The sequence below is a fragment of the Paenibacillus motobuensis genome, assembly GCF_039521865.1.
Taxonomy (GTDB): Bacteria; Bacillota; Bacilli; order Paenibacillales; family Paenibacillaceae; genus Fontibacillus; species Fontibacillus motobuensis.
The window spans coordinates 391,690-408,402 of sequence record NZ_BAAACX010000008.1 but is presented as its reverse complement, the minus strand read 5'-3'; the positions used below and the strand labels follow the sequence as shown (position 1 = coordinate 408,402).

Genomic DNA, 16,713 nt, shown 5'->3' with positions numbered 1-16,713 from the left:
AGTTAGCACCCCGTTCCCACTATACAGGGAGGGCGATGCATTTGAATGTAGATCTCCAAGTCTCCATAACATTATTAACTTGATTCAAATTTTATTTAAAATTGCAAACGTTGTCAAATCCTTTTTTTCAAAGTCTGTCCATAATTGCTTGTTGGAAGTGGTCACCGCCTCCGCGCCTGCCTGCAGCGCAAGCTTCACATCTTCACTCGTAGAGATGAATCCTCCCGCCAGAATTGGCAGATTCGTTCTCTCCTTCACCTTGCGAATAATGCTTGGCATCCCCCCTGGCAATACTTCAATAACGTCTGGCTGCGTGTTCTCAATCAGCTTGCAGCTCTTCTCCAAGGCACTGTTATCAATCAGGAAAATTCGCTGTACAGCAAGAACTCCTTTTTGCTTCGCCTTTTGAATGACACTCGACTTCGTGGACAATATTCCATATGGCCGATACTCCTGGCAGAGATATTCGGTCGCATGCGCATCGCTCTGCAGCCCCTGAATCAGGTCGAGGTGCAAGAACAGCTTCTTGTTCGCTTGTTGTACCATGTTGCAGGCATGCTTCAACTGGGAAATATGAACGTCGAGCAGTACAAGATATTCATAGGATGATGCAACGGCCTTCTCCAAATCCTTCATCTGTCTTGATGCGGGTAGAATCCGCTGTTCATAGAACTTCATAGTCTCGGGCTCCTTTGCTCAGATATTTCCAGTTTGTGTGAAATTCCTATTTCCTTTCATTGTACAAATCCCATGTTCATTGTGGGTCAGATCATACGCAAGCCTTTTATAATTCTATTCAACGTAAATCGGCAAATGACAAGCATATTAACTACAAGTGTTCCAGCGCATACGCCGTAGTCATTGTAATTTTGTCGGGCATGCTGTTGATTGGGAACCATTGCACATCTCCCAGAGCATGAGGCTCGCGATTCTCTACAATTCCAGCAGCAATATGGGCCAGAAAGGTTGGCGCCACGTAGTGTGTGTTCTCCTCTGGTAGGATGTGATTAGTGACACAGAGCAGCCCATCAATCGCAATTTCAATGCCTAACTCTTCTCGGATCTCGCGTCTAACTGCATCTTCAATCGTCTCCATGTAATCGACCTTGCCCCCTGGCAGACTCCAATATCCCGCTTCAGGCGCTCTCTTGCGAAGCACGAGCAATATGCGGTCCTGATCATCTTTAATTACAGCTCCAACGCCTACCCTTGGCTTTTTTTCGGCATTCATTACTTTTCCCCCTCTTCTATTGCAAAAAAACAGGGCCCATCCCTTGTTCAGAAGACGGCCCTTAACATTATATCAAACTACTTAGCCGCTTCACGGCCATAAACTTCGATTTGGCTTAGCGCCGGGAACGGAGACGGATCATCTGACTTGATCAACTCTTTGAGCGTAACCCACTTCACTTGGCGCGGCGTAAGCTCGAACGTTTGCTTCAGATGAGTCTTCACCAGATCCAAAGTTTCTTGGCTGCCGTCCGAGAACGCTAATGTAACACGCTCCCAGTGACTATCATGTGGGAAGTCCGCACGAATCGTCAAGACAACCTTATCAATCTCCACAATTCGACCAAAATCAACGGTCATCTCAGCATCAGGATTTTGATTAATTCCCCAGGATTCAAACGGCCATTTGCCATGTGAGTAGTTCACACTGTTGCCATTGATCGCATTTCGGGCAGCAAATACGGATTCTCCGCGAGTCTCTACATTAGCGAATGCATGGGGGTAGCTGGTGCTATTCTCATGTTGGTCATATACATTAAGCGCCAGATTTTTATAGGAAAGGATCTCCTCCTCTGTAGCCAGGCGCGCGGTTAGCGTATGCAAATCACCTACAAATGTCTTCGGAGAATATGAGATCTTCTTCTCATCAAAAGGAATAATAAAGCGAATCTCTTGCCCCGTTAAATATACAAATGCCGGATCCATCGCATCCTCTAGCTGAATCACCAGATAAACGTTTTCATTTTCACTCGTCAGAACAATCTGATCCCCAGGTTCATAGTTTTTATCATAAACCAGATGAGCCTGGCCATGGTCCGAAGCGGACGCCAAAATAGCGCCATTCGCGCTTTGTATCTCAAGCTTCAGTTGTGTCATGTCGCATTCTCCTATTCTAGTATTAAATTTGGATGATATCTACATCTTATCTTATTGACTCAGGAGAGACCAGTCTCGAAGCCAAAAGGTATAGAAAGTGCACATCTCATGCAAAAAAGGTCAAACATTGGCACTAATCCGTTCCAATTCTTAATGGAAGCAGATTCTGATTAGGATGGCAGGTCGGATTCCACTCCCTTCAGGGAAAGTGCGCTGAAGAAGAGTTTAAACGCATATTCCAGCTTTTGTGATTCATTTCATAGTTTTGTACCTTGATAAAAAACATAATTTAGTGTGATAATAATAATCTATTGACTATTACACCGAGAAAAGAAGGCTCGAAAATGAACCTGGGCAAATACCCTACATTTATTGAAAAACCAATCAAAGCTACACTGAAACCGATGCATGAAGTACTTATCACTTTATTGTCCGCATTTCTGGTCGCCGTCGGAACGAACCTGTTCCTGGTCCCGCATCATCTTCTGTCCGGTGGGATTACCGGCGTCGCTTCCATTATCGGCTATATGACGGGCTGGAACATCTCACTGCTATATTTCGTTCTCAATTTACCGTTAATCGTATGGGGCTGGAGAGCGGTTGGCAGACGTTATATTCTTCTAAGCTGCCTGTCCGTTGTCAGCACAACCTGGTTCATGGCCATCATTCCACAGTACCAGGTTACAAAGGATCCGATTCTAGGTGCCATCTTCGGCGGGATTATTTCCGCAATCGGCATCGGCTTATCATTACGTGTTGGCGGGTCTACCGGCGGCTTTGATATCGTCGGCTCCATCGTTACATACAAGCATGACTTCGCTATGGGAAATATTCTGTTAGTATTGAACGGGATCGTCATTCTGGTCCTAGGCTTCTATAAGAGCTGGGATTTGGCGCTCTATTCCATGCTGTCAACCTACATTAAGGGAAAAGTCGTTGATATGATCCACGTAGATCATGTTAAGGTGACCTGCTTCATCGTAACGAAGAAGAAGGACGAGATGCTCTCCCAGCTGCGCAAGCTGCATCATGGGATCACCTGTCTCCATTCCGAAGGCGGCTACAGTGAGGAAGACAACTATATGCTTATGACCGTGACGACACGGTATGAGGTGCCGTCCGTTCGCAAGACAGTCATGACAACAGATCCGAAAGCGTTTATGAATGTCGTGCAATCGACAGAAATTCTTGGCCGCTTCAGAAGGCCGAGAAGATAGCAGGCATCTCAGTTCTTCCGATTATAATCAAGCCAGTTCGGCAGCCATCTGAGGATGGAGCTGAACTGGCTTTTGTATGTCGAATCTTAAATTCACTTTCTATTGTGCTCAGCACGCCAGTCGTCAAGCTGCTTCTGAACCTCCGCCCGTACTTCATCGATACCCGCCTGTTTGAGCTCATCATTGAACTTTGGCAGCTCAGCGTCCACATCCAGGCTTCCTGTCATCAGGCTGGGATAATATTTCTCCCAGACCATTTCAATATTCTTCCGCTGAATCGGCATAGAGGATAGATTCGGCGTAAATCCAAATATGCTTGACTTGAGGGCATGGCTGTTCGAATCACGATACTGTTCCCATTTATTCAAAGGATCCGGTACGTCTCCCCCCATCGTCTTCAGGATAAACCAGTTGCCCTGGGTATACTGCACTCCCGTATAATTTGGCGGTGCGTCAGGTATAGGATCCCCGTGGCTATCCTTCGGCCTTATAAGTACGACTTGACCATTGGAATCCAGATTATAATGTACGCCTTCGATACCATAATTGAATAGATTACGAACCTCAGGATCGGTATTCAAGACATTTAAGAATTTCATACACTCTACGGGATGTTTAGTATCTGCACTAACCGCTATGATTCCTCCTCGAACAGATTCTGTCGTGACCAGCAAAGGGGTTACAGGATGGGCCACCACCTTATATCCACGATCCTTACTCCAGCTATTCTCCGAGAGTGGGCCACCTCCCGCGGCTTTCCAGAAGACTCGTTCATTTCTGCCCAGCCCCTGGTTCTCCCGCAAAGCTGCATCTTCGTTGATATAACCTGCTATATAATAACGTCTGAGAGTATACAGCACCTTCCTTGCTTCCTTCGTCTCGAAGATATTCACAACCGGAGCATCGGGATCTTGTGACAGGACCATCAGGGGAAGTTTTTTGTCGATAATATACTCATAACCATCCAGTGCAAAAAAATTCTGAGAGTCCTTATCCAACTCCACCGGCTGGTAAGCAGGTTCCTTTTCTTTGATCATTTTAAACAGCGGTTCAAGTGATTCCAAAGTATTGTATCCAGAAATATCAATATTGTACTTTTTCACAAGTTCATCTGGGTACATCCATTGCTCTCGCGTGGCCAGCTCTTTGTTGGTCGGTACGCCGTAAATGCTGCCATCGTGCATTCGCATACCTTCCCAAAAAATAGGATCGATAACGTCATACATTTCTTTGCCTACGCTGGAGAGATAATCATCCAATCGCAGCCAGGCCCCTCGTTGGATGTAGGTTGCGTATTCCGGAGCAAAAGCGATATCAAAGGGAGTGCCTGCAGATACCATCGTGTTCAGACGGTCTTCATACTCTTGCCACCCTATTTTAACGTAAGTAATGGTAATACCAATTTTTCGAGCCAGGATCTCATTGATCTTATCATTCACCATCTTAAGATCTTTGTCCGGTTCCCCAATTGTATAATAGATGAGATTCACCGTGTCTTCGTCAGAGGTGCTCTCCTCCCCATTGCTAGCGAACAAAGAACAACCTGCCGAAGCCATGACAACACCCATGGTGAGCATTAGTATCGTAACGAGTCGACTTATACCAAAGGTAAGTTGCTGCCGCGGCATAACTTGTCTCCTTCCCGCCCTCCTAGAGCACAGTATCTACTTCCTTAAATCTGACGGCGACTTACCGAAGAAGCTGTGAAAATGCGTGTAAAAATAACTCAAGCTTGGATATCCTACGGATATCGCAATACTAGCTATCTTCTCGTCGGTGGATAAAATTCGTTCACGTGCCCGGAGCATCCGGTAAGCCATAACGTATTCGGAAAATTTCATTTGTGTTTCCTTTAGAAACAGCTGCCCCAAGTAAGTTCCATTCATGCGGAACTGTTCCGCTACCACCTTCAATGATATGTTCTGAGTATATTCCGACTTGACCATCAACAGGATCCGGTTGATAAGTTTGGACAGACTATCATAACGTACTCCTAGAACGGGATCTATGTTGATATCATCATGATCTGTCCCTTCAATAGTGCCATGCAGATCTTCTACAATGATCTTCTCAACAACATGCTGCAGTATCGATCGATTTACAGGCTTGAGCAGGTAATCCTTGACCCCGCACCTAATGGCTTCTTGAGCGTATTCAAATTCACTGTAACCACTCATGATAATATACTTCGCCGGTAGGCCCAACTGATTAAGCCTGTGTATGGCGTCATAGCCCCGGTCCTTGCCGATACATACATCAAAGATGGCTAGATCTGGATAGATTGCCACGGCCTTTGAGATAGCATCCTCTACCGTCTCGCTCGTCTCAATACAGCCAAAGCCATACTTCTCCCAATTCAGGGTTCGTTTCATTCCTTCTAAAATCTGAGGCTCGTCATCCACAATCAGAAGTTTGTACATGCAAAGCGACCTCCTTTGGAATGATTACAGAAATCTTGACACCCGCTTCTTCATTATTTTCAATCTTCATGGCAAAGCCTTCGCCATAGAAAAAATGCAGCCGAGTATACACATTATGCAGCCCGATATTCTTCACTGGAGCATCATCCTTGCGAAATAAAGTGTCGCGGATTTCTTTCAAACGCTCCTCGGTAATCCACTTGCCATTATCCACAATTTCAAGCATGAAATGCTTCTCGGCTTCCCATCCTTTAATGACCAATAAATTGAACTCATTGCTTGGGTTAAACCCGTGCACGAAAAAGTTCTCCGCGAGGGGCTGCATCCAGAATTTGACGGTAGGTAAAGATAACAATGTCTCATCTACATTAAATTGATAATAAAACCGGTCCGGATATTTAAATTCCATGATTTTGAGGTATTCTTGCAGCAAAGATAGCTCCTTGCCGATCGTAATAATGTTCTCATGTTTCACTATACCACGATATAGAGCGCCTAGAGTGGCGATGGCATCGGCAGTGTCAACATCGCTATTCACTAATGCTCTAGAACGTATAGCCTCTAAGGTGTTGTATAAGAAGTGGGGATTGATCTGATTCTGAAGCGCCTTCATCTCAGTTTCTTGTTGCTTCAGCTTCAGCAAATATTCTGTACGGATATACTTATCCAACTGTCTGGCCATATCTTCTAATTCTCGCGAGATCATATCATATTCGTTGCGCCGATAACGTGCAGGCGTCTCTGGCGTGAAGTCTGCGGTTTTTACTCGTCCCATGGAATGAATAATATGATGAAGAAATCTGGCGTCATCTCTTAGATTATGAACAATGAGCATCAGAACGCTGATCATCGCTGACAGAACAATAAGAAAGACGGTTAAGAGCACGCCCGCTTGATTACGGATCATCGCACCCAGATCCACTAAGCCAACGAACTGATAATCGAACTTGGTAGAGGGATGCGTGACGAAAAAAACACCGTTTAGACCACCCATGGACAGATAGCCTTGGCTGCGCCCATCCGCCACGGCCTGACGGGCTAGCTCTTCAGTATGACGATTAGCCCCAACGATCGGGTATATATCGCCAGAAACACTGACAATAGCCGCTTGATCAACGCGGTAATTATTAACATTCCTGAATATTCGGTCACTGCTGACCAAAAAGCGAAATTCGCCCAGTTGGCGCGAAATCTGGTTCGGGTCGGACAATTTTTTGCGGTAGACGAATCCCTTATGAATAGACTCCTGGAAGGCTTCGTCCGTGTTAGGAAGCTGAAACTTGAAGCTTGCATTGCCGTTATTGTCAAAGCGGATCATATTCCCTAGCTGCTCGGTATGCAAGCTTACTTGAATGATGTCTCCTTGGCCCCCGCTATACAAAAAAGACTTCATATCATCCGGAAAGGAAACGAGCGGCTGGTTATAGCGGCTTTCCTGAAGTCTGCTGGTAAGATATCCTTCAGCGCTATTACCTAGAAAACAGCGGACATCAGCCATTAATCCGCTGTTGGAGTAGACTCGCTGCATATAGGCCTCAATACGATCAGCATTATACTGGAAGGTATTCTCCACACGAATAAAGGCACTGGAAGCCTCGTTCCGAGCGTTATCTACCCACTGATACAGAAGTATGGCGCAGGTAAGTAAACCGATGCCCAGACCGACAGACACCACAAATACCGTATAAGCAATGAATTTGCCGCGATATATTTTAATCTGTAAAAAGGACACGATGCGACGCCTCCTTTGCCATAGGCTTATGTAGTTATGTATCTGATACCAAAATAAGTTGTTGCCTTAAAAAAATCAATTCTATCTATAAGATAGCATACAACCTGAATAGGAAAACTCGAACAGAGGCTACCCCCTGTTCGAGCTTTCGAAACAACACCGTCATTTCATAATTATTTGAAATATGCCTCGATCTGTTCCTGGGCAGCCTTCATGATGGCCTCCATACCTGCTGCTTTCATTTCAGCAACAATCTTTGGAACCATAACTTCTGGATCGGAAGCACCTGTCATCAGTTCATAGCGATATTTATCCCATACAGCCTTGGTATTGGCTACTTCGGTAGATAGATTGCTAATATCCAAGGCAAAGCCCAAGATGGATGAGGAAGATGCTTCTTCATTCAGCTTGCGAACTTGCTCCCACTGATCTTCAGGAGCCCCCTTCGTCACCGCCAAATCAAAGAATGTACCTTGTGTATAAGCAGCTAGCGGCCAAGTATCTGTCTTCCGCTCGATCACCTTCTCACCATTCACATTATCATAGTCCACGCCGAGTTCACCAAAGGCCAGCATATTACGCAGTTTCGGATCTGTATTCACCAGCTCAAGATATTTCAAAGCTTCATTCTTATATTTAGAGTTTGCAGAAATGGCATTTAAGGAACCTTGAATCGTACTCGTTGTGAACAGAGGACCAAAGGTCTGCACCATGTCGTATTTTTCTACGCCCTCAGTAATCTGCCAGTTCGCTTCTGCGCCAGGGAACGCTTGAGCGCTAAAGAACGCGCGGCCTTTATCCGGCTCTCCCTTAGTAGGAGCATCCGGGTTAATGATACCATCCTTATACCATTGATGCAGCAGTTTGAGGTTTTCCATCACATCCGATTGCTCCAACGTCGATACCACTTTACGGGATGGATCATCGAACTTCACACCGATTGGAGCAAGGCCGAGAGTAAGATCATCATAACTATTCATAAAGCCGTTGAATCCATCGCTTTGGGTTAAAGGCAACGGATAGAAGTTTTTACCTTCCCCAGCTTTCATGTCGTGCAATGGCTTATCAAGATCCTGCAATGTTTTGATGTTGTTTAGATCGATCCCGTACTTCTGTACGAATTTGTTATCAAATACCCAATATTGAGTCACGGACGAGTCTTTATAGGTTGGAACAGAGTAAATTTTACCTTCGATCTTGGTTCCATCCCAGACTTTCTCAGGAATAAGTTTGTATAATTCAGGCGACTCGCTTTGAACCAAGTCCGTAATGTCGGCAAAAGCGCCCATCGACACCTGCTGATTGTATTTCGTATTGTTCGTGAACATAATGTCAAAAGGCTCACCGGTATTCACAATCGTGTTGATCTTGGTATCCCAATCGCCCCAGCTCGCCACCTTGATATCGATTTTGACACCGATCTTCTCAGCCGTATACTCGTTCATTGCTGCGATAGCCTTATCAAAGTTATCAGGAACTGTCCCCCCGATCGTCCACCATACCAAAGTAGGAATATCCGCCGAATCCTTAGCCTTGTCCGTATCGCCCGAGTTTGTCTGAGCTGTGGAATTCGCATCTCCGCCAGAGCCTTCGGACTTGGAATTCGAGCCGCCGCATGCGGCAAGAGACGACATTAACAGCATGACAATACAGAGTGTAGATAGAAGCTTCCATGATCTTTTCACAAATATTTACCCCCTTCTATGAATGTTCACCGTGTGCATGTTCTGAGATGATATGATAAACCAGAAAGTCTGGTTTATTTCAGGTCAACCTTTGATAGCTCCCACCGTCAAACCGGAAATAAAGTATTTCTGGAAGAAGGGATACGCAAAGGCCACAGGCAGTACAATTAAAATTGCCACGGCCATGCGTGCAGTCTCTTTCGGCATAGTAGCTACTAACATAGAGTAGCTGACGCCCATACTGGATGCATTTCTAGCAAGCGCATCTACGTTGCTCATCAAGTTATTAAGCAAAGCTTGCAGCGAATAGAGATCCTGATTATTGATATAGAGCATGGATTGGAACCAGTCATTCCAATAAGCAAAGCATAGAAACAGCCCGATGGTGGCCAAGACCGGCAGTGATATAGGTAAAATGATCGAGAAAAAGATACGAAACTGGCTGGCGCCGTCTATTTCCGCCGATTCGATGAGACCATCCGGAATCGTGCTTTTGAAGAAGGTTTTGCAAATAATTACGTTAAAGGATGACACCGCTAACGGTAATATAAGCGCCCAAACCGTATCCTTGAGTCCAAGCAGGTTCGAGTTAATATAGTAGCTGGATACCAAGCCGCCGTTAAATACCATCGGGATAAAGACGACCCAGGTCAGCAGTCCTTTTAATTTGTAATTCGATTGTGAAAGTACATAGCCCATCGATGTTGTCAAGAGTACGCCCAGAACGGTTCCAACCACGGTAACCAATACCGATACCCCTAATGCCCGAAGAATCATCGTACCTTGCTGGATGACAAAGCTATAAGACTCGGTTGATAGCATTGTTGGAATCATATGATATCCCGTCTGCCTGATGGATTCTTCACTCGAAAGCGAGATGGAGAGGACCACTAACAAAGGGACCACACAGACCAGAGCGATTAGAATAAAAATCAGGTGAAAAAGAACGTTCATTCCTTTACCAATTCGGTTAAACTTCTCAAGACCGGTCATTCCTTCAGCTCTTGATGCCATAGACTCGCCCCCTTTACATCATCGCGCTGTCCGGATCTATTCTGCGAACGATCCAGTTGGCGAGTAGAATGGTCAGACAGCCCATAACGGATTGCACAAATGCAGCAGCGGATGCCATGCCGACGGTAGCAGTCTTGAGCTGTTTATACACCAACACGTCTATGGTGGTGGTTACGTTAAATAGAGAGTTGGAATCCCTTGGGACCTGGAAGAACAAACCAAAATCTGTATAGAAGATCCGGCCGACAGCCAAAATGAACATCATCACGATAACCAGCTTCATCATCGGCAGAGTGATATACTTGGTCTGCTGCCAAATGGACGCCCCGTCAATGACGGCCGCCTCATAGTAAGTACTATCAATGCCGGTAATGGTGGCCAGATAGACAACCATACCGTAGCCAAGACCCTTCCATATATTCATGAATACCAAGAAGAACGGCCAATATTTGGGCTCCATATACCAGTTCACGGGTTCGCTGCCCATCTGGATCAGCATCTGGTTCGCAATCCCCTTGTCGAAGCTCAAGAAAGCCCAAATGACTGCAGAGACAACTACCCAGGATAGGAAGTAAGGCAAGAACATCATTGTTTGATAGACTTTACCCGCTCTACGGTTATGCAGATGGCCAATCATCAGTGCTAAGGTCACGGGAATTACAATGCCCAGAATAATGAACAAGAAGTTATAGCCCAGCGTGTTGCGGATAATGATCCAGGCATCATTGGATTTGAACAGAAATTCAAAATTTTTGAATCCGGACCATGAGCTATTGAAGACATTGCTCAGGAATCCTCCCGTTATTTTGAAATTCTTGAAGGCGATGATGATGCCGAACATGGGCAAGAAGCAAAACAATATATACCAAACGGTAGTTGGCAACGCCAAGAGCGTTAGTTCTGTATCCTGTTTGCGCCAGCGCGTCCGCAGGCGTCTTTGTCTCACCTTTTTCATGTTCACTCCGTCCCCCCCGTTGATGTATTGTACTGATAATTTAATTGTAAAAGAAACCGCTTACATTTTTCTAGACAATAAACGTTAGACCACAGTCCAAAAACGTTATATATTCCTAATAAAGTGACTCAAAATCATTCCAACACAAATAAAGGCACCCCGAGCCCTCACCAATCTCATTTCCGCTACGTTTATGAATAATTGAGTACACTTTAGATGCAGCTAATACGATCCTCGAATTTGAAGAACTCCTGGATTAACTGGCTGAAAAATACAAAATATAGTATTATTGTTGTTATCAGGTGAAGAGAGGTGCTGCAGTACATGCGAAACTCAGCGATCGTATCTACTGCCCTTATAAGCTTCATTTTACTCATGGCGGGATGTACCCCATCGGGAGCTGGGCAATATTCTCAAGATCCTGAAGCCAACCTGGATCAGACAGTAATCGTCAATGACCAGCAATTACCTGCCGCCGCTGTGGAAGAAGCTACCGAGCTCGCCAAAGCCTATAAGCTGGCGGAGTATGAAGTCGATTATGTTGAAGACTTAGAATCTGGAGAAGCCTACCAAAATATCCTTGAGAAGATCAAGCCTTATTTGACGGATCAATATTTTGAGAGGAAAGTCAGAGATCGGAGTCTGCTCGTTATTATTAGCAACAAGCAGAAGGTGTCTTTGCGGCCCGACAATCTTCAGTTTGATTTTAGAAATCAGCAGGAAGATATCGTCTCTCTGAACTATAAAGTAGATATTATTATGTTCAATGCAGATAACAAGGAGCAAGATCGTATTCCGATTGAAGGACAAATCACCGTCAAAAGGGTCAATGAGCAATGGCTCATCCAAGGCGACCGAGCATATGGTTTTGATGCCGTTAAATGTTATGTTTACGATTGTCAGAGAGTCGAATAATGATTCTGTATAGCAGAAAACCACCGGAATTTTTCATCCGGTGGTTTTTCCATGCATTGACTTTACCTCTTATTTGTCCAACAATTTGGCCAGCATGACATAAGCCTGTTCCTTGGTTAAATTATCCTTCGGGCGAAATTGATTCTTCCCCATTCCTTGAATCAGTCCCAACTGATACGCGGCATAGGCATCTTGCTTGGCCCAGGCAGCAATCGCGGCATCATCTGCAAAAGCAGAGCTTGTACCCTTCAAAGCGGAGACATCACCGCCAAGCTTCTTGTAGAGATTCATCAGCATGATGACCGCTTCCTGGCGGGTAAGCTTCTGCTCGGGAGAGAATTTCCCCTCCGAAGTCCCCTGAATCAGTCCAAGCCTCGCCGCATGGGAGACTCTGTCTTGATCAATATCACTGAACGGACTTTCTATCCCCTGCATTTCATAACCTGATTTATATTTATATAGATTAAAAGCGATATAGGTAAACTCCTTGCGGCTGATTTGGCTTGCATGATTGTTGCCTTCTAGACCTTCCAGCAGTGAATGTTCGCTAAGCTTCTGATAATCCTCCTTAGCCCAAGGGCTGATCTGAACCGTATTCACTGTTGGACTCATTGGTTGTTCTATCGGTTGTTCTGTCTCCTGTTTGGCCTTGAAGAACTGAGTATCATACGAGAGCGAGAGCGGCTGCCCGCTTCCCTTGTTATAGAGCCCTGTCACTTCGATATGGAACTGATCCTCTGCCTTATATTCCATCGGTAGATCCGGACGGAAAATGATGCAGTAAGGAATCCCGTAGCCGCCCTTATCCACGGTAAAATACTTGCCGGCTTTATCCCGATCCTCCGCACTGAAGCTCCATACCTTGCCATCGGATTGGCGGGTCATTTTGACCGTGACACTGCTTGTCTTTGTATTATCATAAATATCCGGATTCAGCGAGATCGACCATGGGTCCTTGTCATGCCATACTTCAAGCGGGAACTGCCCCGCCGCTGGCCAGGCAATATATTCATAAGTGACTTCTCCTGCAGGCCGAGACTTATCGAATGAATACATATTGGAATATGCAACTTCGTGTGTTCCCGACTGCCCTAACGCAGCGCCGAACATCGTCTTCTTCATACTCGGATTGAGTATCCAGCGTCGATGCCCAACCCTATCGATATTGCCCGTGCTCGAATCGGCCATATATAGATCCACCACGGCTTCCATGAAATTATCTGCCCCATAAGCGATATTGCTGCTCTTGGCTCCATTAGCCCCGAGGCTGTATAGACTCGCGCTCATCCCCTGAGGCTGTGTGGGATAATGATTCAATTCCCCATGTACAGCATTGAGAAGCGCTGCTGCCTGCTGTTGATTGCCCAGTGTAAGATCCGCTTCGATATCGTCCGGCAGACCAGCTAGATATCGGACCCAATTCACTGCTTTAAGACCTTCCCGTATGTATGCTTCCTTTAATTTTCCCGGAGAATAAGAAGAATTTATGTCGGGCTTCTCTTCATAAGCCTCTTCCCATAGGTACTCTTCATCGGAACGCTCCGATACGTACTCCTTCATCTTCTGCACGATTTCCGCACGCGTATGCTGCTGCACATGCTCATTCACATTATGCTTGGCATAAGCAGCGTTAGCGGATAGAATCGTTGTCATCAATACAGCCGCAGCTGCAGCGATCGTTAATATCCCTCCTTTACTTCTGATTGGCTTCGCCAATTTCCGAAATGCGATCTTCTTGTCCATTTCTCTAACCCCTCTCCTTGATAAATCATATTTCTTCCTCTATATGTCGGTTGGAATGAACAAAATTTGAAGTAAAAAAACATAGCCCCTTTCTCCAATTACAAGAAACAGGGCTATGCCTCTTTTAAAACGACTGTTTATAGTCCTTCGCCAGCTTCACAAGATGATACTTCTTCTTCCCTTTGCGGATAATGATGAAGCGGCCTTCAATAGCATGATCTGCGCTAACTTCGAACTCAAGCTCGCTGATACGGTCTCCGTTCAAAGTGATAGCCCCGCTAGAAATATCCTCACGCGCTTGACGCTTGGACGGTTCTATGCCAACATCGACAAGCCAGTCAACGATATTCTTGGATTCCTTGGTCGCTTCGAAGGTTGGCATTTCCTTGAAGCCTTGTTCGATCTCATCAGCCGTCAGCGATTTGATATCTCCGCTGAAGAGCGCTGCCGTGATCCGCTGAGCTTGGGCTAGCATTTCCTCGCCATGCACGAATTTGGTCATCTCTTCAGCAAGCGTAATTTGCGCCTCGCGCTTATGCGGCTCGGTTTTTACTTTTTCGGACAGATTTTCAATCGTCTCTTTGTCCAGGAAGGTGAAGTACTTCAGGTATTTCACCACATCGCGGTCATCGGTATTCGCCCAGAACTGGTAAAATTCATACGGCGTCGTCTTCTTCGGATCGAGCCAGATTGCGCCGCCGACCGTCTTGCCGAACTTCGTGCCGTCTGCCTTCAGCATCAGCGGAATCGTCAGGCCGAATGCTTTTGCTTCAGAGCCTTCTTTTTTACGGATCAGATCCAAACCGCTTGTGATGTTCCCCCATTGATCGGAGCCGCCGATTTGCAGCTGCACGTCTTCATTCTGGTAGAGGTGCAGGAAGTCCATAGACTGCAGAATTTGATAGGAGAACTCAGTGAAGGAGATTCCGCTCTCCAGGCGGCTAGCTACAATATCCTTGGCAAGCATCGTATTGATGCTGAAGTTCTTTCCGAAGTCGCGCAGGAAATCAATGACGTTCAATTCATGCGTCCAATCGTAGTTGTTCACCATGCGCAGTTGGTTATCCCCGTCCGTCAAGAACAGCTTCTTCATTTGCGCGGTTAATGATTCCACATTCGCCTGCACCTGCTCCATCGTCTGTAGAGTCCGCTCCGTCTGACGTCCGCTTGGATCGCCGATCGTTCCTGTCGCTCCGCCAATCAAAATTACGGGCTTATGGCCTGCTAATTGAAATCTCTTCAGCATCATAAAAGGAATCAAATGTCCGATATGCATACTGTCTCCAGTCGGGTCCACCCCGCAGTACAAGGAGATTGCCTTCTCTTCCGTCAGCTTGCGAAGCCCTTCCGCATCCGTCTGCTGATTAATCGCATCGCGCCATTGTAGTTCATCAATAATATTCATTTTTACTTCCGCCTCCCATATCATCTCTTATCCTATCAAGCTAGATATACGTGACTTCATCACCAACTAAAAAATCGCCCCCAGTTCTGCATAGCAGATCCAGGGACGATTGAATAACCGTGTTACCACCCAATTTTGTATGAGAGCATTAACCTCATCATACCACTCAGAGCTATGTATCGTTAGCTATCCGCTTGGCATTACCCAAGATACTCCAGAGTGTAATTCGCCGGTTGAACAGTATGCTGCCAGGTTCCATCAACCCCTGGCTTTCTGAGAACAGTGACTGCCGCTACTTCGCTCTTTCAACGTATATCAAATATAGAATTATGAAAGATTATATTGAATTTAGCGAAAGTTGTCAAATCCATCCGGCCGAAATTCCGCATTTCTGTACTGTTTGGGGGTCATGCCGGTAAATTTTTTGAACACTTTAATGAAAATAGCTCTGGTCGTGAAAATTAAGCCAGGTGGCCTGCTCACTCGGACATTTTTGACCACATATAAGTGCGATCACTCTATCGATGCTGCTCATAGCGATTCGCTTCGCTAATCTGCTTAATTGCCTCTATCTCTTCTTGGGTTAGAGAAGGAGTATTGGCTGCAGCAATATTCGCCAGCAATTGCTCTCGTGAGCTTGCACCCGGAATAACTGTCGCAACTGCAGGATGGCTGAGCGAATAACGAATTGCAAGCTCTGTCATCGTTCTATTACATTCCCCAGCTACAGCACTTAACTTTGTACGAAGTTCAACAATTTCTTCTGGGGTGTAGTTCAAATATCCTTTAGTAACCTCACGTTCAGCAGCAAGCGCCCCGCTAGCTAGCGGTCCTCTGGCAATCACGCTAATCCCTTTCTCATGCAGCAGCGGCAATACCTCTTCCTCAGAACGTCGATCAAGAATACTATATTGATTCATCACGCTAACCATTGATGATCGAGTTGCAAACTCCCGTATAACATTCGGCCTAATGGAAGATATCCCATAGTAGCGAATTAAGCCTTCTTGCTTCAGCTCCTCAAATGCCTCGATCGTCTCATCGATAGGATCCTCGATCGTTCCCCCATGCAGTTGATACAGATCCAAATAATCGGTCTGCAATCTACGCAGACTTTCCTTAATAGCTGATTTGATGTAAGCTTTGCTAGGGTCCCAGACCAAGCCCTCCCTACCCTCAATCCGCCGATTCCCAGCCTTGCTGGCAAGTACTACGCGATCGCGCCTTCCCTTAATTGCCTTGCCTACCAGCTCTTCATTACGTCCATGATCGTATATATCCGCCGTATCTAGAAAATTAACACCTTGATCTAAGGCTTCATGGATAATTCCAATTGCTTTTCGCTCTTCTGTTCCCAAAGACATGCAGCCAAGACCGATCTCGCTAATGATTAGATCAGAGGAGCCAAGTGACTTACGTCTCATCAATTATCGAATCCTTTCCATACATATTGTGATAACTAATTATAGCTTAATTAGCCTAACCTCGTTGACAAAAAGAAGCTTCTCATTAATTTGTACA

15 protein-coding genes and 1 other annotated feature are annotated in these 16,713 nt (G+C 45.6%); of the genes, 2 read left to right on the top strand and 13 right to left on the bottom strand.

Features of this window, described 5'->3' with window-relative positions:
- Window positions 1-84: 84 nt before the first annotated feature.
- The 3 genes from ABD014_RS10010 to ABD014_RS10000 form a co-directional block, all read right to left on the bottom strand.
- The gene (locus ABD014_RS10010) at window positions 85-678 is read right to left on the bottom strand and encodes a glycerol-3-phosphate responsive antiterminator (protein ID WP_343860457.1); all 594 of its coding nucleotides are present in this window, start codon (window positions 676-678) and stop codon (window positions 85-87) included.
- Window positions 679-829: 151 nt separating this feature from the next.
- Window positions 830-1,231 carry an NUDIX domain-containing protein gene (locus tag ABD014_RS10005; protein WP_343860454.1) on the bottom strand — a complete coding sequence of 134 codons (402 nt, stop codon included), beginning with the start codon at window positions 1,229-1,231 and terminating at the stop codon, window positions 830-832.
- 77 nt (window positions 1,232-1,308) lie between these two features.
- Window positions 1,309-2,106: a carbohydrate-binding protein gene (locus tag ABD014_RS10000; protein WP_343860452.1), complete on the bottom strand. Its 798-nt coding sequence runs from the start codon at window positions 2,104-2,106 to the stop codon at window positions 1,309-1,311.
- 344 nt (window positions 2,107-2,450) lie between these two features.
- On the opposite strand from ABD014_RS10000, the gene ABD014_RS09995 reads away from it, so the two are divergent.
- Complete coding sequence (locus ABD014_RS09995; protein ID WP_343860450.1) at window positions 2,451-3,323, top strand: YitT family protein; 873 nt, start codon at window positions 2,451-2,453, stop codon at window positions 3,321-3,323.
- Between the two features lie 92 nt (window positions 3,324-3,415).
- On the opposite strand, the gene ABD014_RS09990 is transcribed toward ABD014_RS09995, so the two are convergent.
- The 6 genes from ABD014_RS09990 to ABD014_RS09965 all read right to left on the bottom strand — a co-directional run bounded on the left by ABD014_RS09990 (window position 3,416) and on the right by ABD014_RS09965 (window position 11,129).
- Window positions 3,416-4,951 carry an ABC transporter substrate-binding protein gene (locus ABD014_RS09990; protein WP_343860448.1) on the bottom strand — a complete coding sequence of 512 codons (1,536 nt, stop codon included), beginning with the start codon at window positions 4,949-4,951 and terminating at the stop codon, window positions 3,416-3,418.
- 36 nt (window positions 4,952-4,987) lie between these two features.
- Window positions 4,988-5,743: a response regulator transcription factor gene (locus ABD014_RS09985; protein ID WP_343860446.1), complete on the bottom strand. Its 756-nt coding sequence runs from the start codon at window positions 5,741-5,743 to the stop codon at window positions 4,988-4,990.
- The gene (locus ABD014_RS09980; protein WP_343860444.1) at window positions 5,718-7,475 is read right to left on the bottom strand and encodes a sensor histidine kinase; all 1,758 of its coding nucleotides are present in this window, start codon (window positions 7,473-7,475) and stop codon (window positions 5,718-5,720) included. Before ABD014_RS09980 ends, ABD014_RS09985 begins: the two co-directional genes overlap by 26 nt.
- Window positions 7,476-7,648: 173 nt before the next feature.
- Complete coding sequence (locus ABD014_RS09975) at window positions 7,649-9,160, bottom strand: ABC transporter substrate-binding protein (RefSeq protein WP_343860442.1); 1,512 nt, start codon at window positions 9,158-9,160, stop codon at window positions 7,649-7,651.
- A gap of 84 nt (window positions 9,161-9,244) precedes the next feature.
- Window positions 9,245-10,174: a carbohydrate ABC transporter permease gene (locus ABD014_RS09970; RefSeq protein ID WP_251413142.1), complete on the bottom strand. Its 930-nt coding sequence runs from the start codon at window positions 10,172-10,174 to the stop codon at window positions 9,245-9,247.
- Window positions 10,175-10,187: 13 nt separating this feature from the next.
- Entirely contained in the window at window positions 10,188-11,129 is a 942-nt protein-coding gene (locus ABD014_RS09965; protein WP_343860438.1) for an ABC transporter permease, read from the bottom strand.
- Window positions 11,130-11,453: 324 nt separating this feature from the next.
- On the opposite strand from ABD014_RS09965, the gene ABD014_RS09960 reads away from it, so the two are divergent.
- Window positions 11,454-12,044: a hypothetical protein gene (locus ABD014_RS09960; protein WP_343860435.1), complete on the top strand. Its 591-nt coding sequence runs from the start codon at window positions 11,454-11,456 to the stop codon at window positions 12,042-12,044.
- A 69-nt stretch (window positions 12,045-12,113) separates the two neighbouring features.
- On the opposite strand, the gene ABD014_RS09955 is transcribed toward ABD014_RS09960, so the two are convergent.
- The 4 genes from ABD014_RS09955 to ABD014_RS09940 form a co-directional block, all read right to left on the bottom strand.
- Window positions 12,114-13,787 (bottom strand): S-layer homology domain-containing protein, encoded by a 1,674-nt coding sequence (locus ABD014_RS09955; RefSeq protein WP_343860433.1) that lies wholly within the window; start codon window positions 13,785-13,787, stop codon window positions 12,114-12,116.
- A 124-nt stretch (window positions 13,788-13,911) separates the two neighbouring features.
- Window positions 13,912-15,192, bottom strand: coding sequence for a tyrosine--tRNA ligase (gene tyrS / locus ABD014_RS09950; RefSeq protein ID WP_343860431.1), 1,281 nt, complete (start codon window positions 15,190-15,192; stop codon window positions 13,912-13,914).
- A 98-nt stretch (window positions 15,193-15,290) separates the two neighbouring features.
- Window positions 15,291-15,510: a binding site (T-box leader), on the bottom strand.
- 30 nt (window positions 15,511-15,540) lie between these two features.
- On the bottom strand, window positions 15,541-15,624 hold the full coding sequence (locus tag ABD014_RS09945; RefSeq protein WP_343860694.1) for a hypothetical protein: 84 nt from the start codon (window positions 15,622-15,624) through the stop codon (window positions 15,541-15,543).
- 86 nt (window positions 15,625-15,710) lie between these two features.
- Window positions 15,711-16,616: an aldo/keto reductase gene (locus tag ABD014_RS09940; RefSeq protein WP_343860429.1), complete on the bottom strand. Its 906-nt coding sequence runs from the start codon at window positions 16,614-16,616 to the stop codon at window positions 15,711-15,713.
- Window positions 16,617-16,713: the final 97 nt, after the last annotated feature.

Coding starts and splice junctions, on each gene's coding strand:
- ABD014_RS10010 (WP_343860457.1), bottom strand. CDS start 678: ATGAAGTTCTATGAACAGCGGATTCTACCCGCATCAAGACAGATGAAG.
- ABD014_RS10005 (WP_343860454.1), bottom strand. CDS start 1,231: ATGAATGCCGAAAAAAAGCCAAGGGTAGGCGTTGGAGCTGTAATTAAA.
- ABD014_RS10000 (WP_343860452.1), bottom strand. CDS start 2,106: ATGACACAACTGAAGCTTGAGATACAAAGCGCGAATGGCGCTATTTTG.
- ABD014_RS09995 (WP_343860450.1), top strand. CDS start 2,451: ATGAACCTGGGCAAATACCCTACATTTATTGAAAAACCAATCAAAGCT.
- ABD014_RS09990 (WP_343860448.1), bottom strand. CDS start 4,951: ATGCCGCGGCAGCAACTTACCTTTGGTATAAGTCGACTCGTTACGATA.
- ABD014_RS09985 (WP_343860446.1), bottom strand. CDS start 5,743: ATGTACAAACTTCTGATTGTGGATGACGAGCCTCAGATTTTAGAAGGA.
- ABD014_RS09970 (WP_251413142.1), bottom strand. CDS start 10,174: ATGGCATCAAGAGCTGAAGGAATGACCGGTCTTGAGAAGTTTAACCGA.
- ABD014_RS09965 (WP_343860438.1), bottom strand. CDS start 11,129: ATGAAAAAGGTGAGACAAAGACGCCTGCGGACGCGCTGGCGCAAACAG.
- ABD014_RS09960 (WP_343860435.1), top strand. CDS start 11,454: ATGCGAAACTCAGCGATCGTATCTACTGCCCTTATAAGCTTCATTTTA.
- ABD014_RS09955 (WP_343860433.1), bottom strand. CDS start 13,787: ATGGACAAGAAGATCGCATTTCGGAAATTGGCGAAGCCAATCAGAAGT.
- tyrS (WP_343860431.1), bottom strand. CDS start 15,192: ATGAATATTATTGATGAACTACAATGGCGCGATGCGATTAATCAGCAG.
- ABD014_RS09940 (WP_343860429.1), bottom strand. CDS start 16,616: ATGAGACGTAAGTCACTTGGCTCCTCTGATCTAATCATTAGCGAGATC.